This window comes from Nocardia sp. NBC_01327 (genome assembly GCF_035958815.1).
GTDB lineage: Bacteria > Actinomycetota > Actinomycetes > Mycobacteriales > Mycobacteriaceae > Nocardia.
The window spans coordinates 2,924,269-2,947,150 of record NZ_CP108383.1; the positions used below are offsets into that span (position 1 = coordinate 2,924,269).

22 protein-coding genes are annotated in these 22,882 nt (G+C 67.5%); 13 read left to right on the forward strand and 9 right to left on the reverse strand.

The window, feature by feature from the left end:
• Nucleotides 1–179: 179 nt before the first annotated feature.
• Nucleotides 180–539, forward strand: coding sequence for a DUF4254 domain-containing protein (locus OG326_RS12900; RefSeq protein ID WP_442791029.1), 360 nt, complete (start codon nucleotides 180–182; stop codon nucleotides 537–539).
• Nucleotides 540–820: 281 nt separating this feature from the next.
• The gene (locus OG326_RS12905; protein ID WP_327144867.1) at nucleotides 821–1,183 is read left to right on the forward strand and encodes a hypothetical protein; all 363 of its coding nucleotides are present in this window, start codon (nucleotides 821–823) and stop codon (nucleotides 1,181–1,183) included.
• Nucleotides 1,184–1,293: 110 nt separating this feature from the next.
• Here the strand turns inward: OG326_RS12905 and OG326_RS12910 are convergent, their stop codons facing one another.
• The 6 genes from OG326_RS12910 to OG326_RS12935 all read right to left on the reverse strand — a co-directional run bounded on the left by OG326_RS12910 (nucleotide 1,294) and on the right by OG326_RS12935 (nucleotide 7,379).
• Nucleotides 1,294–2,091, reverse strand: a complete 798-nt coding sequence (locus OG326_RS12910; protein ID WP_327144868.1) for an ABC transporter permease — start codon at nucleotides 2,089–2,091, stop codon at nucleotides 1,294–1,296.
• A 2-nt stretch (nucleotides 2,092–2,093) separates the two neighbouring features.
• Nucleotides 2,094–2,984, reverse strand: a complete 891-nt coding sequence (locus OG326_RS12915) for a 2-aminoethylphosphonate ABC transporter permease subunit (protein WP_327144869.1) — start codon at nucleotides 2,982–2,984, stop codon at nucleotides 2,094–2,096.
• 166 nt (nucleotides 2,985–3,150) lie between these two features.
• Nucleotides 3,151–4,335, reverse strand: a complete 1,185-nt coding sequence (locus OG326_RS12920; RefSeq protein ID WP_327144870.1) for an ABC transporter ATP-binding protein — start codon at nucleotides 4,333–4,335, stop codon at nucleotides 3,151–3,153.
• Nucleotides 4,336–4,361: 26 nt separating this feature from the next.
• Complete coding sequence (locus OG326_RS12925) at nucleotides 4,362–5,429, reverse strand: 2-aminoethylphosphonate ABC transporter substrate-binding protein (RefSeq protein ID WP_442790953.1); 1,068 nt, start codon at nucleotides 5,427–5,429, stop codon at nucleotides 4,362–4,364.
• A gap of 121 nt (nucleotides 5,430–5,550) precedes the next feature.
• On the reverse strand, nucleotides 5,551–6,237 hold the full coding sequence (locus OG326_RS12930) for a phosphonatase-like hydrolase (RefSeq protein WP_327144871.1): 687 nt from the start codon (nucleotides 6,235–6,237) through the stop codon (nucleotides 5,551–5,553).
• A 26-nt stretch (nucleotides 6,238–6,263) separates the two neighbouring features.
• Nucleotides 6,264–7,379, reverse strand: a complete 1,116-nt coding sequence (locus tag OG326_RS12935; RefSeq protein ID WP_327144872.1) for a TIGR03364 family FAD-dependent oxidoreductase — start codon at nucleotides 7,377–7,379, stop codon at nucleotides 6,264–6,266.
• Nucleotides 7,380–7,477: 98 nt separating this feature from the next.
• Here OG326_RS12935 and OG326_RS12940 point away from each other — a divergent pair, with 98 nt between their 5' ends.
• Both OG326_RS12940 and OG326_RS12945 read left to right on the forward strand, forming a co-directional pair.
• On the forward strand, nucleotides 7,478–8,209 hold the full coding sequence (locus tag OG326_RS12940) for a GntR family transcriptional regulator (RefSeq protein WP_327144873.1): 732 nt from the start codon (nucleotides 7,478–7,480) through the stop codon (nucleotides 8,207–8,209).
• 228 nt (nucleotides 8,210–8,437) lie between these two features.
• Entirely contained in the window at nucleotides 8,438–8,941 is a 504-nt protein-coding gene (locus OG326_RS12945; RefSeq protein WP_327144874.1) for a hypothetical protein, read from the forward strand.
• A 55-nt stretch (nucleotides 8,942–8,996) separates the two neighbouring features.
• Here the strand turns inward: OG326_RS12945 and OG326_RS12950 are convergent, their stop codons facing one another.
• Entirely contained in the window at nucleotides 8,997–10,010 is a 1,014-nt protein-coding gene (locus tag OG326_RS12950; protein WP_327144875.1) for an LLM class flavin-dependent oxidoreductase, read from the reverse strand.
• A gap of 152 nt (nucleotides 10,011–10,162) precedes the next feature.
• Between OG326_RS12950 and map the strand changes: the two genes are divergently transcribed.
• The 3 genes from map to OG326_RS12965 all read left to right on the forward strand — a co-directional run bounded on the left by map (nucleotide 10,163) and on the right by OG326_RS12965 (nucleotide 13,421).
• Nucleotides 10,163–11,026 carry a type I methionyl aminopeptidase gene (map, locus tag OG326_RS12955; protein ID WP_327144876.1) on the forward strand — a complete coding sequence of 288 codons (864 nt, stop codon included), beginning with the start codon at nucleotides 10,163–10,165 and terminating at the stop codon, nucleotides 11,024–11,026.
• Nucleotides 11,027–11,144: 118 nt separating this feature from the next.
• On the forward strand, nucleotides 11,145–12,752 hold the full coding sequence (locus OG326_RS12960) for a cobyric acid synthase (RefSeq protein ID WP_327144877.1): 1,608 nt from the start codon (nucleotides 11,145–11,147) through the stop codon (nucleotides 12,750–12,752).
• 105 nt (nucleotides 12,753–12,857) lie between these two features.
• On the forward strand, nucleotides 12,858–13,421 hold the full coding sequence (locus OG326_RS12965) for an alpha/beta hydrolase (protein WP_327144878.1): 564 nt from the start codon (nucleotides 12,858–12,860) through the stop codon (nucleotides 13,419–13,421).
• On the opposite strand, the gene OG326_RS12970 is transcribed toward OG326_RS12965, so the two are convergent.
• The gene (locus tag OG326_RS12970; protein WP_327144879.1) at nucleotides 13,401–14,450 is read right to left on the reverse strand and encodes an alpha/beta hydrolase; all 1,050 of its coding nucleotides are present in this window, start codon (nucleotides 14,448–14,450) and stop codon (nucleotides 13,401–13,403) included. The two genes, OG326_RS12965 and OG326_RS12970, sit on opposite strands and share 21 nt — an antisense overlap.
• Nucleotides 14,451–14,623: 173 nt before the next feature.
• On the opposite strand from OG326_RS12970, the gene mqo reads away from it, so the two are divergent.
• From mqo to OG326_RS13000, 6 genes are all read left to right on the forward strand, one after another.
• Nucleotides 14,624–16,147: a malate dehydrogenase (quinone) gene (gene mqo / locus OG326_RS12975; protein ID WP_327144880.1), complete on the forward strand. Its 1,524-nt coding sequence runs from the start codon at nucleotides 14,624–14,626 to the stop codon at nucleotides 16,145–16,147.
• A 38-nt stretch (nucleotides 16,148–16,185) separates the two neighbouring features.
• Nucleotides 16,186–16,638: a GNAT family N-acetyltransferase gene (locus tag OG326_RS12980; protein WP_327144881.1), complete on the forward strand. Its 453-nt coding sequence runs from the start codon at nucleotides 16,186–16,188 to the stop codon at nucleotides 16,636–16,638.
• A gap of 110 nt (nucleotides 16,639–16,748) precedes the next feature.
• A complete protein-coding gene (locus OG326_RS12985) occupies nucleotides 16,749–18,845 on the forward strand; it encodes a magnesium chelatase subunit D family protein (protein WP_327144882.1) in 2,097 nt (698 codons plus the stop codon).
• Between the two features lie 213 nt (nucleotides 18,846–19,058).
• Nucleotides 19,059–19,679 carry a cob(I)yrinic acid a,c-diamide adenosyltransferase gene (gene cobO, locus OG326_RS12990; protein WP_327144883.1) on the forward strand — a complete coding sequence of 207 codons (621 nt, stop codon included), beginning with the start codon at nucleotides 19,059–19,061 and terminating at the stop codon, nucleotides 19,677–19,679.
• Nucleotides 19,673–21,154, forward strand: coding sequence for a cobyrinate a,c-diamide synthase (locus OG326_RS12995; RefSeq protein ID WP_327144884.1), 1,482 nt, complete (start codon nucleotides 19,673–19,675; stop codon nucleotides 21,152–21,154). Before cobO ends, OG326_RS12995 begins: the two co-directional genes overlap by 7 nt.
• 109 nt (nucleotides 21,155–21,263) lie before the next feature.
• Nucleotides 21,264–21,653: a cobalamin biosynthesis protein gene (locus OG326_RS13000; protein ID WP_327144885.1), complete on the forward strand. Its 390-nt coding sequence runs from the start codon at nucleotides 21,264–21,266 to the stop codon at nucleotides 21,651–21,653.
• 115 nt (nucleotides 21,654–21,768) lie between these two features.
• Here OG326_RS13000 and OG326_RS13005 read toward each other — a convergent pair whose 3' ends face one another.
• A complete protein-coding gene (locus tag OG326_RS13005) occupies nucleotides 21,769–22,869 on the reverse strand; it encodes a hypothetical protein (protein ID WP_327146465.1) in 1,101 nt (366 codons plus the stop codon).
• Nucleotides 22,870–22,882: the final 13 nt, after the last annotated feature.

Genomic DNA, 22,882 nt, shown 5'->3' on the forward strand with positions numbered 1-22,882 from the left:
GTGAACAACCGATCCGATGACCGGTATAGCTGATTTCGGAGACCAATCATGTTGGTGCGATTAGTGATGCTGTCAGGTACGTGTGGGGCGAGCCGATGACCATGTCGATAGCCGGCGTTCTGCCGACTGCCCCGCAATTGCTCTGCGCCTTCCAGGGGCGGCGATTTCAAGATCGAGTTCTGCTCCGGTCCGCGCACGCTCTCGCCGAACTGCACGAACGCCGAGCCGAGATCGGGGATTCCATGCTTGTTGCCGAGATCGATTGCCGGCGCATCGAACTCGTCGACGATATCAATGACTGGGTGGAACAGGAACTGCCACAGCACCGCAGCGGCGCCCTGCTGCACACAGAGAGTCTGGGGGCGGTCGTCGACCGCATGGCCAGGAGCTGGGTAGAAGCCAATCAGGTGATCGATCACGACGGTGCGGGCAGCGATAACACCCATAAACACTGGTACCATCTGGCCGAGTTGGTCGACGGTTACACTGATCTCGTAATCGACGTGGCCGGAGGCCGCCGCCGTTTACCAGAACAGTGATTCCAAATGCATTGACACAATTAATGCATTGGTACGGAGCCATTGTCACCAGCGGTGACGTCAACAGCCGTTCAGACGTCGCCCGCCATTAGACGGCGGGCGCAACGGGGCGCCCCGCCCGGTGTGCCGCGTGGTCGACTGGCGCGGCACACCCGCTCCGCCTCTTGTCTGTCATCCACTTCTTTGCCATCCACGATGTCGCTTTCCCTCCATGCCCGAGCTGACTTCGCGAAATTGCGAGTGAAATCAGGCATTTCACATTAAATGGACGGAGTTCGATCATGAATGCCGGAGAGACCACGGCTGATGCGCTGTACGACCAGGCGGCGGGCGGCGCCTTCCGCATGGATACGGCGCTCGCCCGCAAGTGTGCCGCAACCTTCTTGCGATTCGCCGATGCGCTGGACCCCCCACTGGACCACTCCCGCCGAATCCACACCCTCAGTGGCTTCGGCTCCTTCGATTCGTCCCGTCAACTACAGCACGGCTTCGAATCCAAAGCGGCAGAGTTGACCGAAACCCTTACCACCCTGCGCGATTCGGCCCTCCACCTGGCCGCCGCCCACCTCCTCGCCGCCGGCCTCATCCAGACCTCCGACGACACCCACGCCCGCACCCTCCTGGCGACCGCCGCGGGCCTGTAAAAACTTCAGGCCGATCCCTCCCTGAAGAAATAGCCGGACCGGTGCCGACCCTTCGGCACCGGTCCAGCTGCATTGCACTACACCCATTTCGCGGCCCGCGCGGCCGAGTCTCAGCGCAGGGCTGCGCGGCCGCGGAGGCGGCCGAGGATGATCAGGGCGATGAGGGTTACCGCTACCAGGAGGGTGGTGCTGGCGGCGGCGTTGAAGACCTCGCCGCGGTCGGTGGCGGCGAAGATGCTGACGGGGAGGGTTTTCCAGGTGGCGGGGTAGACCATGATGGTGGCGCCCAGTTCGCCCATGGAGAGGGCTACGGCCAGGCCTGCGGCCGCGCCCAGGGCGGGGAGGAGGAGGGGGAGGGTGATGCGGAAGAGGACTCGGGCGGGGCCGGCGCCGAGGGATTCGGCAGCTTGCTGGTAGCCGGGGTCGAGGCGGTCCAGGGCGGCGGAGACGCCGCTGAAGGCGTAGGCCAGGACCAGGACCGTATGGGCCAGGATGACAATCCATTTGGTGCCGCCCAGGAGCAGGGGGCGCTCGTTGAAGGCGATGAGCACGCCCAGGCCGATGGCTACCGAGGGCACGGCCACGGGGACGTGGAAGACCGCATCGGTGCTGCGGCGCAACCACTGTGGGGCCTCGCGGGAGGCCAGAGCCGCCCAGGTGCCCAGCACCAGGGCGAGAAGTCCGGCCAGCAGTGCGGTCTGCAGGCTGACCGACAGGCTGGCCGATTCCTCGCCCGAGAGCACATGATCGAAATTCGCGAAGCCGAGATGCGATGGCAGCGGGCCGGTCCAGCGCCCGGCCAGCGCGGCGGCCACCACGGTGGCGATGGGCGCCACGAAGACGACGATCACAACCAGGGCGAAGACGCCCAGTACCGCGAGACGTCCGCGGCGAGTCCACACCAGCATGGTCAGCTCTCCTGTCGGGTACTGGTCAGGCGGGCGAAGAGCAGGCGGTAGCCGAGGTACAGCGTCAGCGACAGCAGCACCTGCACCGAGGCCAGCACGGCCGCGCCGGGAAGATCGAAGGTGACGATGCCGCGCGTGTAGATGAGCGCGGGCAGCGTGATGACACCCTTGGCGCCGGTGAAGAGCACGATGCCGAATTCATTGAGCGTCAACAGCAGTACCAGGCTCCCGCCCGCGGCGAGTGCGGGCCACGCCTCCGGCAGCACCACCTGGCGCAGCACCCGCCAGGGTGTCGCGCCGAGGCTGGAGGCCACATCCAGCTGCTCCCGGGGCAGCTGCGCGAACGCCGCCAGCAGCGGACGCACCACGAACGGGGTGAAGAAGGTGATCTCGGCGAAGATGACGCCCCACGGCGTGGACAGGAAGTTCAGCGCCGGTTCACCACTGCCGGTGAGCTTTTCGATCAACGCGTTGACCGCGCCCGCCGTCCCGTACAGGAAGGTGAAGGCGAGCGTCACCAGGAACGACGGTAGTGTCAGCACAGTATCGATGAGACGTCCCACCAGCTGCGAACCCGGAAACGGGATGAAGGCCAGCACGATTGCCAGGAACGTGCCCAGCAGCAGGCATCCGATGGTCGAGGACACCGCGATGGTGACCGTGCGCCACAGCGCATTTCGCACCGACTGCTCGGCCAGCACGCTCGTCCAGGTGCCGGCGCCGCGCCCGCCGTCCTTGGTGGTGGTGGATTCCCACAGCACGCGCATGATCGGATAGACGGCCATGAACAGCACCACCAGCACCGGCGGCAGCGTCCACAGGATCGGCCGCAGCGAGCGCCGCGGTGCGGGGGACTCCGCAGGGGCGGCGGGAGTTTCGAGTACAGCGGTCACGCCTGACTCCTATCGCGTGCGGCGGCGACTCCGGCGAAAAGTTCGGACCACACGTCCCCCCTCACGGGACGCGTGGCCGTAGTCGAACGACGGTCACGTGCTGGCGGGCCGGCACCCTCCAGGTCGTTCGAGTCAAAGGGCCGACGGCGCGGCAGTGCGCTCGAGTTCATGCGCGCACCCCGGAATCAGCTGCGGCAGAGCCGGTTCCGATGGCGGGCGGAATCAGCACACCTGCCGGGTCGGGGAAGCGCACGCCCACCGCATCACCGGCGGCCAGCTCGGTATGCCCGGGAACCTCGGCGGTGAACTCGACCGGAATACCGGCGACGGTGAGATGCAGGCGGGTGACCGCACCCTTCCAGACGGCGGCGTTCACGGTGCCGTGCAAGGCATCCCGCTCGGTGAGCGCGACGATCTTCACGGTGTGCGGGCGTACACACAGCTGCGCATCGGCATTGGGCACCCAGTCCGGACGGCCGACAGCCGGCTGCGGCGCTTCCGCCTGCAGCGTGTGCTCGCCGACGGTGACCAGGGCCGCCGTACCGGCGACGTGCCGCACGGTGCAGGGCAGCAGATTCGCGCCGCCCAGGAAGGATGCGGTGAAATCGGTGGAAGGCTGCTGCCACAGCTTGTGCGCGGTATCGATATCGACCAGTCGCGCATCGCGCATGACGGCGATCCGGTCGGCCAGCGCGAGCGCCTCCGCCTGATCGTGGGTGACATACAGCATCGCCGTGTCCGGCAGGGCCTTTCGCAGCTCCTGCAGCTCACCCAGCATGGATTGGCGCAGCTGCGCGTCCAGCGCGGCGAGCGGCTCGTCGAGAAGCAGCACCTTGGGCCGGATGGCCAGCGCCCGGGCGATCGCCACCCGCTGCTGCTGCCCGCCGGACAGCTCCCGCGGCAGCCGTTTGGCATAGGAACCCATGCCGACCATCTCGAGCGCCTCGGTCACCCGCGCCGCGATCTCGTTGCGCGGCACATGATGTGCCTTGAGCCCGAAGGCCACATTGTCGTGCACCCGCATATGCGGGAAGAGCGCATAGGACTGCACCACCACTCCGATACCGCGCTTGGCGGGGGAGAGGTCGGTGACATCACGGCCGCCCAGTCGCACCGCGCCCGAGGTCGGCCGGACGAAGCCGGCCAGGGCCTTGAGCGCGGTGGACTTGCCGGAACCGCTGGGGCCGAGCAGGGCAACCGTTTCTCCCGCGGCGACGCGCAGGTTGAAATCGGCGAGTGCGACGGTGGTTTTACGGCCGCGGCCGTAGGTCACACCGACCCGGTCGAACACGATGGCCGGTTCGATGGCGGCGGCATTCGCCACGGTGGATGTCGTCAACGCGGAAGACATGGTTGCTGCTCCTGGGGTTGATTCAGTTAGCTGCCGGTGGCCTTCGAGTACGCGGCGACATCGGCATCGAGGGAGTCGAGGACCGCGGTCCAATCCGGGTGCAGGACAGTCACATTGCGGACGACCGAGGCCGGGTTCACGGTGCCGGCGGCGGCCGGGGCGGCCTGGATGTCGGTGCGGGCCGAGACGGCCATGGCATCGGGCAGGGTCTTCTGCGTGTCAGCGGACAGCAGGAAGTCCATCAGCTTCTTGGCGCCGTCGGAATGCGGTGCGCCCTTGGCCAGACCCATCAGGTACGGCAGCGCGACGGTGCTCTGCTTACCGTCGGCGGTGGCCGGGAAGAAGACGTTGAACTTGGAGCTGTTGTCCTTGATGGTCGCCAGGTTCATCTGCACATCGCCATTGGCGACCAGCAGCTCACCCTTGTCGACCTTCGCCTGCAGCTTGCCGGTGGAGGAGGACGGGCCGACATTGTTGGCCTGCAGCTTGGTCAGGTAGTCCAGCGCGCCCTGCTTGCCGTAGAGCTGCTGCAGCAGGATCAGCACCGCGGTGCCGTCACCGGCCTGGCCGGGGGTGGAGTACTGGACCTTGCCCTTGTAATCGGGCTTGAGCAGATCGTCCCAGGTCACATTGGTGGCATTGACCGAGGGGTTGGCGATGAAGCAGAGGTAGTTGCCGGCCAGCGTGACCCACTGACCATTGGCGTCCTTATCGGCCGCGCCGAAGGCGGCGAGGTCGACGCCGCTGTTCTGCAGCAGTCCCGACTTCTCGGCCTTCTGCATGAACGGCGGCAGCGTGACGATGAGGTCGGCCTGCGGGTTGGACTGTTCCTTCTCGACCCGGTTGACGACCTCGCCGGAACCGGCCTCGACCAGATTGACCGCGATACCGGTCTGGTCCTTGAACTTCGCGAACTGGGTCTTGTACCAGTCGCCGACACCGTCGGCGGAGTAGACGGTGACCGTCTTGCCACCGCTGGAGTCGCTGCCGGTGCCGCCGCAGGCGGTGAGGCTGAACGCGACCGCGGTGGCGGAGGTGAGGATCAGAGCGGTACGGGCGATGGTGCGTGCGAGGCGGTTGTTCGTATTACGCACGGTGACTGCACTTTCGGTAAATGGACAGAGCCAGTTCGTGGGACGGGTCGATCGAAGGGGTGGGACTGTGTTATTCACTGCATCCGCCGCCCGGTGCGGAATCGCCTCGGGCGGCGGAAACTCAAGCGCGTTCGGCCAGCAGGAGCTGCGCGAACTCGGTGACCGACGGCACCACATGGGTGGCGCCCGCGGCCCGCAACTGCTCCTCGTCGTGCGCGCCGGTCAGCGTGCCCGCGACGATCCGGGAGCCGGCGGCCAGGCCGGTGGCGATATCGCTGGTCGTATCGCCCAGCACCGCAACACGATCCACCGCATCGATGCCCAGTCGCAGCAGGGCGGTGAGCACCATGTCCGGATAGGGGCGGCCGCGACCGGCATCGGAGGGAGCCAGGGTCAGGTCGGCGATATCGTTCCAGCCCAGGGCGTTCAGCAGTTTGTCCTGGGTGCCGCGGCTGAAGCCGGTGGTCAGCGCCACCTTGATGCCCGCGGCGCGCAGTGCCGAAATGGCTTCGGCCGCACCGGCAATCGGGGTCACACCCGCATCGGCGAATTCGGAGTACGCGGTCTCGAAGGCGATATTGGCCTGCTGCGCACGCTCCTCGTCACCGAGGATGGCGCGAAAGACGGTGATCTTGGACTGACCCATGGTGTCGATCACGTACTGCCGGGCGGCTTCGCGCTCCGGACCCTCGAGCGCAATGCCCGCGGAGGTCGCGGCCTGCTCGAAGGCGCGGATGACCAGGCCGTCGTCTTCGACGGTGGTGCCCGCCATATCCAGCACCGCGAGGTCGATCTGCTTGTCGGACAAGGAATTTCCTTACAGTTGACGGAAGTTCAGAGATTGAGCAGGTCGGCGGTCTCTTCGCCGATCGCGGGGCCGAGGGTCATACCGCGCCCACCCGGACCGGTGATCACCCAGACGTTCTCGTCGGCCTGCGCGCGGGTCACGATGGTGCCCGGATCGATGGACTGGCTGTAGACGCCCGCCCAGCGCCGCACGACCTGCGGCAGTTTGCGGCCGAGCAGCTCCTCCGCCACGGCGGTGAGGTGCTCGTAGGGGGCCTCGTCCACATCGAAGGCGAACGGTTCGTCGTATTCGTGGGTGTCACCGATGGTGAGCCCACCGTGCAGGCGCTGCACGCACAGCAGCTGCATCTTGTGCTGTGCGGCCGTGAAGGGCTGCGCCTCTTCACGATTGAGCCGATCCAGCTCCGCGCCGGCGAAGGCCGGGTAGTAGCGGAAGCTGTCGCCGTCGGCCACGGCGGTGGTGAGCGGTTCGCCGAGCGGAGCGGTCTGCATCATCTGCAGCCGCACCCGGCGCACCGGAATATCGCCGACCAGTTCCCGGGTGAGGCCGGTGTGCGCCGCGCCCGGGCAGACCAGCACCAGATCACCCTCGTGGCGGCGACCGCGATCGTCCACCACGGCGGAGCCGGTGACGGTGCGCGCCTCGGTGCCGGCGAAGAAGGTGTAGCGCCCGGTGGCCTCCATATAGCGGCGCAGTGCGGGCAGCGCCTGCCGGGACTCCACCGCGGCATCGGTCGAACAGTGCAGTCCGGCAAGGAATTTGCCGCGCAGGGCCGGGTTGACGGCGCGTACGCGCTCCGCGTCCAGCAGTTCGAAACCGCGCTCGGTGGCCGAGGAGTCGCGCATGGCGGCCTCGGCCACGGCCAGTTCGGTTTCGGTGCGCACCAGGGTGATCGAGCCCGCGGGCCGGAAGCCCACGCCCGGCACCTTGCCGCCGATCTCCTCCCACAGTTGCCGGGAGCGGAGTGTGATCTCCAATTCGCTGGTGCTGCGCCCGGATACCCACACCAGACCGAAGTTGCGGACGGTGGCGCCGCGCGCCTCCGCCTCCCGCTCCAGCTGGACCACTTCGTGGCCGCGTCCGATAGCGGCCAGGGCGTGGGCGGTGCCGATAATGCCGCCGCCGATGATGACCAATCGCATGCGACCTATCGTGGCCAATGGTCTAGACCTACGGGTGTTTCGTGTGCAAACGCTAGGTTAACAATTGGTATAGACCAATCGTGGGTATGCTTTGGGGCATGGACACGACGGAAGTCGCCTTCTCCGCCGCCGAGGCGCGCATCCCGAAGTCGTACCGGGTGCGCACCGAGCTGGAGTCGCTACTGGGCGAACTGAACGAGGGCGATCCGCTGCCCTCGGAGCGCGATCTGGCGCTGCGCTGCGGGGTGGCGCGCGAGACCGTGCGGCAGGCGCTGCGGGAGTTGCTGGTGGAGGGTCGTATTCGCCGCCAAGGTCGCGGCACGGTGGTCTCGCGCCCGAAGATGGTGCAGCCCTTGACTCTTCGGTCCTATACCGAAGGCGCGCTGAAGTTCGGCCGCGCCCCCGGCCGCCTGCTGGTCGAATGGACCGATATCCCCGCGGATCCCGATACGGCGCAAGATCTGGCCATCGCTCCCGGAACCCCCGTCATGCATCTGGAGCGAATCCTGCTGGCCGACGGTGAACGCATCGGGCTCGAGAGCACCTTCATGCCGCTCGAACGCTTCGCCGTGCTCCGGGAGTTCTACAACCCCGAGACCTCGCTGTACGCCGCCACCCGTCAGATGGGCGTCGCCTACGCCTCGGCCACCGAACGCATAGAGACCATGCTGGCCTCCCCGCGCGAAGCGGCGCTGCTGGAATGCACCACCGCCCTGCCCATGCTGCTGCTGCACCGCCGCAGCATCGATACCGACGGCGTCCCGATCGAGCGGGTCCGCTCGCTCTACCGCGGCGATCGCATCGCCTTCCAGGCCAAGCTCACCGACTAGCGATGCCCGGTGCACACCGGCTGGTGATACCCGATGTGGTCACGATGTGACAGACACGGCTCGGTGGTCGTGGCACGTATCCGTAAGCGACGCTAACCTCGAAATCGGGACAATCACGGCTTTCACCCGTTGCCACGGCGGCAACGGGTTGTTGTCTATCCCACCCACGTTCACTGGGTCTGTGCTCGAAAGGTACTGAAGAACAACGAGTTTGGAGTCAAGACGGTTATGACGACGCCTTCCGCATCCGCGACCACCATGCCCATACCCCGGAGCGCGCTGCCCGCTGCTCAACCCGGCCGCAGCGCATGGCAACGGGGATCGCTGTGGTGGGACGCGAAATCCGTTCTGGTGACCCGCCCGACCGCGCCGGGCCGCCTCGTCACCATGGCGCACCTGGTCGTTCCCGCCGAATACGGCCGGCTGAACTTCCTGCTCTCCTCCTACGACATCGAAGCCGAACAGCTGGGGCAGGATCGCCGGGTGATGATCCAGCCAGGAGACTGGCGCGGCCGCCCGATGGTCGGCAGTCGCCAGCAGTACGGCAGCGTCCACATCGTCCGCGACGATTTCCTGGTGGAGCGGGCGCATGAAGGCATGCGCATCAAATACGGCGCGCGAAATGCCCTGGCGCGCATGGCGCACCGCTTCAAACAGGGCACCGCCCCCTACGGAGACCTCGTGGCCTTCGTCGAGGTGCACCCGCACCGCCCACTCATGATCGAGCCCTGAGCGATCAGGCGGGAGAGGCGGCGCCGAAGGTCTGCGCGTCTCTCCGTCGGATGATTCACCGCACCTGCGGGGCCACCTTCTCGCCGAGCAGTTCGATATTGCGGAGCACCTTCTCGTGTGGGAGCGTGCCGACGCTCGTGTGCAGCATGAAGCGGTCGAGGCCGAGAGTGTCTCGGACATCGGCGATCTTGCTTGCCACGTAGTCGGGCGTACCGACAAAGAGTGAGCCGCTCTGTGATCGCAGACCTGCGAATTGCTCGCGGGTCATCGGTCCCCAGCCTCGTTCGCGGCCGATGCCGGTCATGGCGCGGGCGTACGGCGCGTAGAAGTCCGCGACCGCCTGCTCATCGGTTTCGGCGACATACCCGTGGGCGTGCACCGCGATCGGCTGCGGTTCCTGGCCGCCCTCCTCCAGTGCGCGGTGGTACAGGTCCACCAGCGGCTTGAAGCGCGCGGGCTCGCCGCCGATGATGGCGATGGCCAGCGGCAGGCCCAGAAGCCCTGCGCGGACGACGGATTCGGGGCTGCCGCCGACGGCGATCCAGACCGGCAGCGGCCGGTTCTCGGTCCGCGGGTAGATGACGGCGTCCGTCAGCGGTGCGCGGAACTTGCCGGACCAGGTGAGCGGACCCTCCTCGCGGATCTTCAGCAGCAGCGCCAGCTTCTCCTCGAAGAGTTCGTCGTAGTCGGCCAGGTCGTAGCCGAACAGCGGGAAGGATTCGATGAAGGAGCCGCGGCCTGCCATGAGTTCGGCACGGCCGTTGGACAGCCCGTCCAGGGTCGAGAAATTCTGGTACACGCGTACCGGATCATCGGAGCTCAGTACCGTCACCGCGCTGGTGAGCTGAATCCGCTCGGTGCGCGAGGCGATGGCCGCCAGCACCATGGCGGGCGAGGAGGCGGCGAAATCCTCGCGATGGTGCTCACCCACGCCGTAGACGTCGAGTCCGGCGGCCTCGGTGGCCACGCCCTCCTCGACGACCTGGCGCAGTCGCTCACCTGCGGTGGGCACCGGCCCGTCGCCGCCGACGGGATGAGTCTCGGCGAATGTCGTCAGTCCCAGTTCCACGGCTCTACGTCCCTTCCAAATTTGTTTCCAAGTCAACCTGAAGCTTAAACGGACCGTGGTCCGGAAACATTCCACGCCTGTCCGAGCGGGTTCACCGCCGGGACTTCCCCGCTGAAGGAGAGTCGCCCGCATCGGGCGGATAGTCTTGTTCCATGTCAGTGCGCACCCGCCAACCCCTCGTTCCCGGCACCCAGTCGCCCATCCGCGAGGTGCCGAAATCCATCGAGCGGCCCGAGTACGTATGGAAGAAGACCGCCAACGAGGGCCATGAGCCCTGGGTGCAGACGCCGGAGACCATCGAGGCCATGCGAATCGCGAGCAAGCTCGCCGCGCAGGCGCTCGAGGCGGCGGGCAAGGCGGTCGCTCCCGGCGTCACCACCGATGAGCTGGACCGCATCGTGCACGAATACCTCATCGACAATGGCGCGTACCCGTCGACGCTGGGCTACAAGGGCTTTCCCAAGTCCTGCTGCACCTCGCTGAACGAGGTCATCTGCCACGGCATCCCCGACTCGACCGTCATCGAGGACGGCGACATCGTCAATATCGATGTCACCGCCTACATCGGCGGCGTGCACGGCGATACCAATAAGACCTACTTCGCCGGCGATGTCGACGAGGAGGCGCGCCTGCTGGTCGAGCGCACCGAAGAGGCCACCATGCGCGCCATCAAGGCGGTGCGGCCGGGCCGGGCGCTCAATGTGATCGGCCGCGTCATCGAGTCCTATGCCAATCGCTTCGACTACGGCGTGGTGCGCGACTTCACCGGCCACGGCGTCGGCCCGACCTTCCACAGCGGCCTGGTGATCCTGCATTACGATCAGCCCGCCGTGGAGTCCCAGATCGAAACCGGTATGACCTTCACCATCGAGCCCATGATCAATCTCGGTGGCATCGACTACGAGATCTGGCCCGACGGCTGGACCGTGGTCACCAAGGACCGCAAGTGGACCGCCCAGTTCGAGCACACGCTCGTGGTGAACGAGAACGGCGCGGAGATCCTGACTCTCCCGTGACCTCCGACCCCGTCATCCCCGCGTGCACCTCGTCCCCCGTCATTCCCGCGTGCTTGTGGCGGGAATCTCGCGGTGGATCCCGGCCACAAGCACGCCGGGATGACGAGGGGCCGGGCGCGTGAAGGGCGCACTGCTGATCGCCGGTACCACTTCGGATGCCGGGAAAAGCGTTGTGGTGGCGGGGCTTTGCCGCATGCTGGCCCGGCGCGGGGTGCGCGTGGCCCCGTTCAAGGCGCAGAACATGTCGAACAACTCCGTCGTCACACTGGACGGCGGGGAGATCGGGCGGGCGCAGGCCCTGCAGGCGCGGGCCTGCGGACTCGAGCCGAGTGTGCGGTTCAATCCGGTGCTGCTGAAGCCCGGCAGCGACCGGCGCTCGCAGCTCGTGGTGCGCGGCCGGGCGGTGGACACCGTCGGGGCGAAGGATTACTTCCGGCATCGCACCGAGTTGCGCGCGGTGGTCGCCGAGGAATTGGCTTCGCTGCGTGCGGAATTCGATGTGGTGATCTGCGAGGGCGCGGGATCGCCCGCCGAGATCAATCTGCGGGCAACGGATCTGGCGAATATGGGTCTGGCGCGCGCCGCCGGGCTGCCGGTCCTGCTGGTCGGCGATATCGATCGCGGGGGAGTGCTGGCGCATCTGTTCGGCACCGTCGCGATTCTGGAACCCGAAGACCAGCAACTGATCTCCGGCTACATCATCAACAAGTTCCGCGGCGACGTGGACCTGCTGCGCCCCGGCATCGATCAGCTCACCGAACTCACCGGCCGCCCCACCCTCGGTGTCATCCCGTTCGCCGAGGATCTCTGGATCGACGCCGAGGACTCGCTGAGCACCATTGCCGACGCCCCGGTCGGCCGCTCCCGGCCGCCGCTGGGCAAGGACTGGCTGACCGTCGCCGCCATCCGACTGCCGCGCATTTCGAACTCCACCGATATCGAGGCGCTGGCCTGCGAACCCGGCGTCTCGGTCCGGTGGGTCACCGATCCCTCCCGGCTGACCGGAGCCGACCTGGTGGTCCTGCCCGGCAGTAAATCCACCGTGAGCGATCTGGAATGGTTGCGCCGCACCGGAATCGCCGCCGCCCTGCAATCCCGCGCGGCCACCGGCGGCCCGATCCTCGGCATCTGCGGCGGTTACCAGATGCTCGGCCGCACCATCGAGGATCACGTCGAATCCGGCGCGGGCACGGTCGAGGGCCTGGGCCTGCTCGATCTCGAGATCGAATTCCACGACCCGAAAGTGCTGCGCCGCAGCGCGGGTCACGCGCCGGGGTATGCGGGCGCCGCGGATGTTCCCGCAGCCGGCGATAGCCGCCTCGAGCCCGGTGAGGGTATCGCCACACTCCGCTCCGGTCATCCTCCGGGTATCCCGGTGCACGGCTACGAGATTCATCACGGCCGGGTTCGTGCCACGGGTGATCGACCCTGGCTGGAATTGAACGGCGCACCCGAAGGCAGTGTGCGCGATGCCGTCTGGGGTACGCACCTGCACGGCGCCCTCGAATCCGACGAATTCCGCCGCGCCTGGCTGCGCGAGGTCGCCGATCGTGCTGGTCGGTCCGATTTCCTTGTCGCCGACAATGTTTCGGTGGACCAGGTGCGCACAACCCAGCTCGACCTGCTCGCCGACCTCATGGAGAAGTATCTCGATCTCCCGGCTCTGGAGCGACTGATCGATGCGGGTGCGCCCGCGAATCTGCCGACCCTCACGACGACTCGGTGATTTTCATGAACGATCGGCATTTCTGCGTCCCGATGGTGATGCCGGTCACAGCAATCCGGGCGACTCGCGTTCGGGACTTTCGCGCGCCCTGTAGCGTAATTCGTTATGGAATCTAGGCGGATCACGGTCGGTGACCGCGTATGGGCCGTGCGGGTCGGAGGCACCGAATCTCGTCACCATGTGCTCCTGCTCCCCGATGCGGGCGATCCGGCCGACGTATACGACGGGGTCTGTGAACGACTGCAGACCTCGGACCTGCGCACCATCGTCATCGAACCGGCGGACGGGCTCGACAGCGCGGCGGTCTTCGGCATCCTCGACGAACTGAAGGTGCCCTGGGCGAATCTGGTCGGCAGCGGCACCGGCGCGGATCTGGCCTGGCAGCTCGCGGCCCGCGGTTTCGGCCGCTTCATGAGCCTCATCGCGGCCGGTAGCGGGCATCCCGCGGCCCCCGGTGCGGACGGCGCGATCGCCGACGCCACCTGCCCGCCGGTGGAGATCCCGACCACCCTGCTCGCCACCAAGCGCCTGCCGCGCCCGGCGGCCGAGGCCTCCGGGCGCTACGTCTACGGCGAATTCCGCCTGGTCCCGGTGGACGTCACGGATGTGGCCGCCGAAGCGGGCCACGAACTCGCCACCGAAATCGTGCTACGCACCAGCTTCTGGTGACTTCGCCAGCCATTCCAGCCACGAATCGAGCTCCTCGAACGCCTGGGTGCGCGGCTTTTCCGACGACAGGAACACGTCGTGCCGCGCCCCCTCGATCGGCACGATATTGGTGCGCTCGCCGAGGCAGCCCGACCAGCGCTGAATCTGCTTCACATCCAGCACCACGTCCGCCACATCGGCGGCCGGACCGTACTTGCTCATGAAGCGGGTCAGCTTCGACCGCAGCACCAGCGCGGGCACTCCGATATCGAGCCCGCGGTGCACCCGCAGATGCCCGCGCCGGATGGCGCGCAGCCAGCCCGCGTGAATGGGGAAGCCGGTCAACGGCTTCCAGTCCAGGTTGTAATCCCACTCACCGGATGCGGTGCGGTGCAGGCTGTCTCCGTAGGTGGAGATCTTGCCCAGCGGCAGCTGCGCCATGGCGCTCAGGCGCCCGATGCCCTGCAGCAGCGCGGTGCTCAGCGGATTGCGGTAGTACGACGGGCCCTGCAGATCGAACCACGGGCTGTTGAGCACCAGGCCGGTAATGCCCTGTGCGCGAGCTCCTCCCGCGGCCTGCAACCGGTTCAGCCACAGCGAGGTGACCAGCCCGCCCGTCGAATGCCCCATGACGAGCACCGGCAGCCCGGTCTCCTCGCGAATGATGCGCAGCGAGCGGTTCAGCTCCACGTCGTAGAGCGCGAGATCGGTCACGAAGTGCGGCGTCTGCCCCTCGCGGGTGGAGCGCCCGCACTTGCGCAGATCGAGCGCGTAGAAGGCGAACCCCTGCGCGGCCATGTGCTCGGACAGATGCTCCTGGAAGAAGTAATCGGTGAACCCGTGCACGAACAACACGGCGCTGGTGGCGACCGGCTGATCGCCGGGCGTATAGCGGACCAGCGTGGCGAAGGCGTCGCCCTCGCCATCGGGATCCGGGCCCAGCGGCAGCGTGCGCTGCTGATAGTCCGGCCCGAGCACATCGGGCTGCCACGCGCCCGTGGCCTGGGTCGGAGCGGATGAGGCGGCGGTGGATGACGTATCAGAGGTCACCTGCTCAAGATAATCCCCAGCGGGCGGAAAGGGAGCTTGGAGGTATCTCTCACAATTGGGCTTTTCGTTGCGGGATTTCGGCGTGTCCAGGGGCACAATCGAACCTAGGTGAACGACGGGTAACCTAACTGCCGCTGGGTTGCCTCACACAGACAAGGAAGTCGATCAACACCGTGTCGAACGCTGCCACGATTGAAAAGACCGATGTAGTCCTCATCGGTGCCGGCATCATGAGTGCCACCCTCGGTGCATTGCTTCGACAGGTGCAACCGGACTGGACCATCTCGCTGTTCGAGCGGCTCGACGCCGCCGCGGCCGAGTCGAGTGACCCCTGGAACAACGCGGGCACCGGCCACTCGGCCCTGTGCGAGTTGAACTACACGCCGCAGAATGCCGACGGCTCGGTGGAGATCACCAAGGCCATCGACATCAATGAGCGGTTCCAGGTCTCGCGCCAGTTCTGGTCGTATTCCGCGGAGAACGGCGTTCTCGCCGATCCGTCGAACTTCATCAACCACGTACCGCACGTGAGCTTCACGCACGGTGCGGACGGAGTGGAGTACCTGCGCAAGCGCCAGGACGCGCTGTCGCGGCACCCGCTCTTCGAGGGCATGGAGTTCATCGATGACGCCGACGAGTTCGCGCGCCGACTACCGCTCATGTCGAAGGGCCGGGATTTCTCCGATCCGGTCGCGCTGAACTGGACCGACTACGGCACCGATATCGACTTCGGCGAGCTCACCAAGGAGTTGCTGGCCTATCTCGGCGCTTCGGGCGCCGATATCGCCTTCGGTCACGAGGTCAAGAACCTGACCAAGCAGTCGGACGGCTCCTGGCTGGTGAAGGTGCGCAATCTGCGCACCCGCAAGACCCGTGTCATCAATGCCAAGTTCGTGTTCGTCGGCGCGGGCGGCGGCGCACTGCCGCTGCTGCAGAAGTCCGGCATCAAGGAGATCGCCGGATTCGGCGGCTTCCCGGTGTCCGGTCTGTTCCTGCGCTGCAAGAACCCGGACCTCATCAAGCAGCACGAGGCCAAGGTCTACGGCCAGGCTTCGGTCGGCGCGCCGCCGATGTCGGTGCCGCACTTGGACACCCGTGTCATCAATGGTGAGCGCGGCCTGCTGTTCGGCCCGTACGCGGGCTGGACGCCGAAGTTCCTCAAGGATGGCAAGAACACCGACCTGTTCAAGTCGGTGAAGCCGAACAACCTGTTCTCCATGCTGGGTGTCGGTGTCACCGAGATGGGCCTGGTCAACTACCTGGTCGGTGAGCTGCTCAAATCGCAGGCGGGTCGGGTCGAGGCGATGGAGGAGTTCCTCCCGCGCGCCGACGGCAATGACTGGGATCTGATCATCGCCGGTCAGCGTGTGCAGGTCATCCGCCGCAAGGGTGCGGGCGGCGTGCTCGAACTCGGTACCGCGGTCGTCGCGGCCGAGGACGGCACCATCGCCGGTCTGCTGGGTGCGTCCCCGGGCGCGTCCACCTGTGTGAGCGCCATGCTCGACGTGATGAAGCGGTGCTTCCCGGGCGAATTCGCTTCGTGGGAGCCGAAACTCAAGGAAATGGTGCCGTCCCTGGGCGTCAAGCTCTCGGAGAATCAGGCGCTGTACCGCGAGGTCTGGGAGTGGTCCAACAAGGCCCTGCGCCTGGATCACGACAAGACGCCGAAGCATTCCGGGGTCACATCTCACGCGTAGTTGTGGCATTGCACGCGTAGGTGTGATAGCAACAATCGATGATGTCAACGGTTGCTCTCAAACGGTCATGGGCCCTGGATCTGGACACCAAGACTCTGTACAGGCTGTTGAAACTTCGTGTCGAAGTGTTTGTCGTCGAGCAGAAATGCGCATACCCGGAGCTCGACGGTCTGGACCTGCTTCCGGAAACACGGCATTTCTGGCTCGACGACGAGGGTGAGGTCATCTGCACCCTCCGGCTGCTCGAAGAGCACGATGACGGCGTGAAGTCCTTCCGGATCGGGCGACTGTGCACCACCCCGCCCGCGCGCGGCCACGGCTACACCACCCGCCTGCTGCAGGCGGCGCTGGCCGAGACCGGCACCGGCGCCACCGTGCGCCTGAACGCGCAGACCTACCTGGTCGATATGTACACCAAGCATGGATTCAAGGTGGACGGCGAGGAATACATCGAGGACGGGATACCGCACCTCCCTATGCGCCGAGGCTGACGCGACCCCCGCAACCACAATGGTTGCGGGGTTTTCTTTTTCACGGGTGCGAACCCGCCTGGCCCGGGGTACCTCCAGCCGGTGCGCGCGGCGCGCATAGAGTTGACCGCGTGTCCGTCTCCTCTGTGGCTTACTCCGAATCCAAGCGCGCGGTCTCCGATGTCGAGGCCGGATTTCCGTTCTCGGCGGTGGTCGGGCAGGAGCGGTTGCAGCTGGCGCTGATTCTCTGTGCCGTGCATCCCGGAATCGGCGGGGTGCTGGTGCGCGGGGAGAAGGGGACCGCGAAGTCGACCGTGGTGCGCGCGCTGGCGCAATTGCTGCCGCCTGTGGTCGACGAGAGCGGCGCGCGGCCCGCCCGGCTGGTGGAATTGCCCGTAGGCGCCACCGAGGACCGTGTGGTCGGATCCCTGGATCTGGAACGGGTGCTGCGCGACGGCGAACAGGCGTTCAAGCCCGGGTTGCTCGCGGCCGCCCACCACGGCGTGCTCTACGTCGACGAAGTGAATCTGCTGCACGACCATCTGGTGGACGTGCTGCTCGATGCCGCCGCCATGGGGCGCGTGCATATCGAGCGCGACGGCGTCTCGCATTCGCATCCGGCGCGATTCGTGCTCGTGGGCACCATGAATCCCGAAGAGGGTGAACTGCGGCCGCAGCTGCTGGACCGGTTCGGCCTGACCGTGGACGTGGTCGCCTCCCGCAATGTGGATGTGCGCATGTCGGTGGTGCGCCGCCGGCTCGATTACGAGGCCGATCCGGCCGGGTTCGCCGCCGGTTACGCCGGGGCCGATCGTGAAGTGGCCGAACGCATTCTGACCGCTCGCGACCGGATCGGCGAGGTCACGCTGGACAATGTCGAACTGCGCCGGATCGCCGCGCTGTGCGCGAGTTTCGATGTGGACGGCATGCGCGCGGATCTTGTTGTCGCCCGCACCGCGACCGCGCACGCCGCCTGGCGGGGCAGCGCCGCGGTGACCGAGGAGGACGTCCGGATCGCGGCGGAACTCGCACTGCCGCACCGGCGCCGGCGAGATCCGTTCGACGAACCCGGGATCAGTGAAGAGCAACTCGACGAGGCCATGCAGCAGGCGGCCGACGAGGCGAACCGTGAGACGCAGGACGGCGGTGCCGACGACCTGGGAAAAGGTAATGCGGCCCCGCAGGATGATGCGGGGTCGCAGGTAGCAGGTTCCCCCGAGCCTGAGGATGATCCGGACGGTCCCGGCGGTGGTGCGGATTTGCCTGCGGGCGAAGCGGATTCGCTGCAGCAGCCGGATAACGGCCCGGATGCGCCTGTGGGCGACCAGGATTCGCAGCCTGACCAGCGGCCTGCCGATTCGAACCAGGATTCCTCCGGCGACCCGGACTCGGCGCGCCCGGCGCGGGATGGGCGCTCCGGCATGCCTTCCCGGTCGGTGGCCAAGCCGCCGCGCTGGGAGGTCCCCGGTGTCGGCGAGGGCGCACCGGGCCGTCGCTCGCGTGCCCGCACCCGCCAGGGCCGTGTTGTGCGCGCCACTCCCGAAACCGGTACCGGCCTGCACCTGCTCGGCACCATCTTCGCGGCCGTTCCGCATCAGCGCGCCCGGGGCCGGATCAGCGGCCCCCTGGAATTCGCCGCCGCGGATCTGCGCGGAGCGTATCGCGAAGGGCGCGAAGGCAATCTGGTCGTCTTCGTGGTCGACGCCTCCGGCTCGATGGCTGCCCGCGACCGGCTCTCCGCCGTCACCGGCGCCATCGTCGCACTGCTGCGCGACTCCTACCAGCGCCGCGACAAGGTCGCCGTCATCACGGTGCGCGGCGCGGATGCCGAACTGGTGCTCCCGCCCACCTCCTCGGTCGATATCGCCGTCCGCCGCCTCGCGGATCTGCGCACCGGCGGCAAAACCCCACTCGCACAAGGCCTCTTGAAGGCCCGTGAAGTCATTGCCCGCGAACGCGTCCGCGACCCGCACCGCCGCCCCATGCTCGTTGTGCTCACCGACGGCCGCGCCACCGGCGGCCCCGACCCGGTACCCCGCGCCCGCACCGCCGCCCGCCTGCTCGCAGGCGACTCGGTCACCGCCATGGTCGTCGACTGCGAACGCGGCATGATCCGCCTCGGCCTCGCCCGCGACCTGGCCCGCGAACTCCGCGGCGGCTACCTGCAACTGGCCGAACTCACCGGCGCTTCAGTAGCCGGCGTCGTCCGCGCGACCCGCGCCGCCTGAGTCCGCCGCATACCTACTCGCCGGGTCGTCCGCGTGAGGTTGGTCAGCCGATCATCAGGAACTGGTGGCGGCATCGGCCGAGAACTGCGCGTCATCAGTTCCTGATGATCATGAGCTCGCTGGCCGGGCCGCGACCGGGGGCGGTGACCGGGTATGGCACCGTAGATTCCCGACGGCCGCACTCTGGCCGCGTGAGGAGAAGGAGCGCAGACGATGCCCCAGGGCGTGCCACTGCCGGAGACCATTCCGGATGACGGACTGACCACGCGGCAGCGCCGCAATCAGGCCGTGCTCGCCATCCACACCGGGCCGGGCAAGGGGAAGTCCACTGCCGCGTTCGGGATGGCCTTGCGCGCTTGGAACCAGGGCTTCGATGTGGCTGTCTTCCAATTCGTGAAGAGCGCCAAGTGGAAGGTGGGCGAGGAGGCGGCCTTCCGCACCCTCGGCAAGTTGCACGAGGAGACCGGCGCGGGCGGCGCGGTCGAGTGGCACAAGATGGGGGAGGGCTGGTCCTGGACGCGCAAGCAGGGCAGCGATGAGGATCATGCCGCCGCCGCGCTCGCGGGCTGGCAGGAGATCTCGCGCCGCCTCGCCGCCGAACAGCACCGCTTCTACGTGCTCGACGAATTCACCTATCCGCTCAAGTGGGGCTGGGTGGATGTGGACGAGGTGGTCGAGACGCTGCGTAATCGTCCCGGCAATCAGCACGTGGTGATCACCGGCCGGGATGCCCCGCAGGCGCTCATCGAGGTCGCGGATCTGGTCACCGAGATGACGAAGGTCAAGCATCCGATGGACGCGGGCCGCAAGGGCCAGCGCGGTATCGAATGGTGAGTGTGCCCGCGGTGGTGGTGGCCGCGCCCGCATCGGGCAGCGGTAAGACCACTCTCGCCACCGGACTGATCGGGGCGCTGCGCCGGGCCGGGCACCGGGTGGCGCCGTTCAAGGTGGGGCCCGATTACATCGATCCGGGCTATCACGGACTGGCCGCCGGTCGGCCCGGGCGCAATCTCGACCCGGTGCTGTGCGGGGCCGAGCGGGTGGTCCCGCTGTACCGGCACGGCAGCGCGGGATGCGATATCGCCGTGGTCGAGGGCGTGATGGGCCTGTTCGACGGGCGCATCGACGAGCACAACACCGAACCCGTCGCCGAGGGCTCCACCGCGCAGATCGCCGCCATGCTGGGCGCACCGGTCGTCCTGGTGGTGGACGCGCGCGGGCACAGCCAGAGCCTGGCGGCGCTGCTGCACGGATTCGCCACCTTCGACAGCGGAATCCGGCTCGGCGGAGTCATTCTCAACCGTGTCGGCAGTGAACGGCACGAACAGGTCCTGCGCGCCGCCTGCGCCCGCGTCGGCCTGCCGGTGCTGGGGGCGCTGCCCCGCCTGGACGAATTGTCCGTGCCGTCAAGGCATCTCGGCCTGGTGCCCGCCGTGGAGCACGGCTCGGCGGCGCAGTCCGCGGTCGATGCCATGACCGATCTTGTTGCCGCGCATATAGATCTGGCCGCCGTCGCCGCCCTGGCGAGTTCCAACATCGCCGGACCGGCATGGGATCCGAAGGAGGAACTGCGTCTGACGTCCGAAGCGGCGGGGATCGGCGCTGTCTCCGAAGGCATTCCGGCCTTCGCAGGTCTTCCGGCGAGTCCGGCGGCCGGTGGCCTGGGCACGCCTCCCGCTGAGGGCCCCATCATCGCCGTGGCAGGCGGAGCCGCCTTCACCTTCGGCTACGCCGAACACCGCGAGCTTCTCGAAGCGGCGGGCGCCCGCGTAGTGGTCTTCGACCCCCTGCGTGACGAACTCCCCTCCGGCACAGCGGGTCTGGTCATCCCCGGCGGCTTCCCCGAGGAGCACGCCGCCTCCCTGGCCGCCAACACCCACCTGCTCACCACCATTGCCGACCAGGCGCGCCGCGGCCTCCCCATCCACGCCGAATGCGCCGGCCTCCTCTACCTCACCCGCTCCCTCGACGGCCACCGCATGGCCGGCGTGGTCGACGCCGACGCCGAATTCGGCCCCCGCCTCACCCTCGGCTACCGAGACGCCGTGGCCCTCACCGACTCCCCCCTCTGGCAAGCCGGAGAACGCGTCCGAGGCCACGAATTCCACCGCACCCGCCTCACCGCCCCCTCCCCGGACGCCCTCGCCTGGGCCTGGCGCGCCCCCTCCGGCGAAACCATCCGCGAAGGCGCAATCCTCCACAACGTCCACGCCTCCTACCTCCACACCCACCCCGCCGGAAACCCCCAGGCCATCACCCGCTTCGTCTCCACCGCAGCCGATTTCGCCCAGGACAATGTCCTCGCGTAAAGACCGGCCACAGCGGTCATGAATCTCCTCGAGACGGCATATTCCGCTGCGCCGACATGGTCTGTGACCGCACCGGCCGCGCTGGACCCCACGGGGCCGGGACCTGCGAATGCCTGAACGCCACGGCGGGACCACGCTGCCGCAGCTCGCGGTGGGAGTGGGAATGCGTTCCGGGGCAACGGCTTCCGCGATCGTCAGCGCGGTGCGAGACGTGCTCGGGGATGCGGTCATCGGATGCCTGGCGACGGTGGATCGGCGGGCGGCGGAGCCCGGGCTGGTAGCTGCCGCCGCGGAGCTCGGGGTGCCGGTGGTGGTGTTCGAGGCGCAGGATCTCGCGGCGGTACCGGTGCCGCACCCCTCGGCGCGCGCAGCGGAGGCCATCGGCACGCCCAGCGTCGCCGAGGCCGCCGCACTGCTTGCCGCCGCGAGCGACCGGCTGATCGTGGCGAAGCGAGTGATCGGCGGAATCACGCTGGCAGCCGCGGTGATTCGGCACTGAACTCTGAGTAGCTCTCGAACGGCGAACCGCCGCGCTCGCCGACTGGTTGGGTCGTCGGCGGGCGCGGCGGCGGTGCGGATCATTCACAGGGAGTGGATGATTCGCGGTCTGGGGGTTAGGGCGAGACCGAACCCCAGTCGGCGAAGCCGGTGGGGTCGTGGCGGCCGAGGCTGCCGTGTTCGAACAGGCCCCAGCCTTCGGCGTCGCCGCAGCGGGCTTTGCCGACGTGGTCGATGACGCTGAAGGGGATGCGGCCGGCGATGGCCGGGTCGGTCAGGTCGAAGCTCTTGCTCTCGGACCAGTTGCGGCCCTTCCACTGTCCGTGCTGCCAGTCCGGATCGCCGCCGTAGCCGCAGCCGACATTGAGGGCGATATGGGTGCCGGCCTCGACCTCGACCTCGAGCGGCTTGCCGTCGGGTGTGGTGAGGTCCAGTCGCAGCGAGGTCGGAATGCGGGTGCCGGACTTGTACTTCAGATTGACTCGCGGCCAGCCCAGCTGCTCGATGCGCCCGTCGTGCCAGATGCGGGTGGCGTCGTTCAGGGTGCGGAAGCCGTTGGGCTCCTCCTGCACGATGACGATGATCGAATAGTCGTCGAAGCGCAGCGGCACGTACAGCCACCAGAAGCCTTCGGACGGTTCGGAAGCCACGCGACCCGCCGGATCGGATTCGCCGACCGGCCGGATGCCCCAGGAGCGGTCGCGGGTGCCGGTCCAGTTCGCCGGATCGACGGTGAAGTCGGTGCCGTCGACATGCAGTGTGCCGGACCAGGATCCGACCTGGGCGAAGCGCTGCGCATCGATCATGGCCTTGTTCATGCCGGTGATGATGGTGTGCGCCTCCTCCTGTACGACCGGGAACGCGCCGTCCCAGGTCATATCGAAGGACAGGTCCTCGTGCTCGCAGATCACCCGCAGCTTCTGCAGCGGCTCGATGATCTCGATCCGGTACCCTCCGACCGCGAGGTCCAGGCCGCGCTGGTCCAGCGCATCCGAGAACCGCACCGCGTGCTGGGTGTCGCCGCGCCGCACGGTGGCGAAGGCGTCGGTCACACCCAGGTTCGGGTAGACGCCGAACCCGGTGATCAGCATCAGGTCGCCGCTGGTGTCGATGGCATTGAAGTAGCTGCGGTCGTAGAAGTTCTTATCGCTGCTGACCACCCGCGCCATCGGCAGCGGCGCCTGGTGGATGGGGAATTCGTCCAGCGGGCCGATCATGGGTTTCATATCT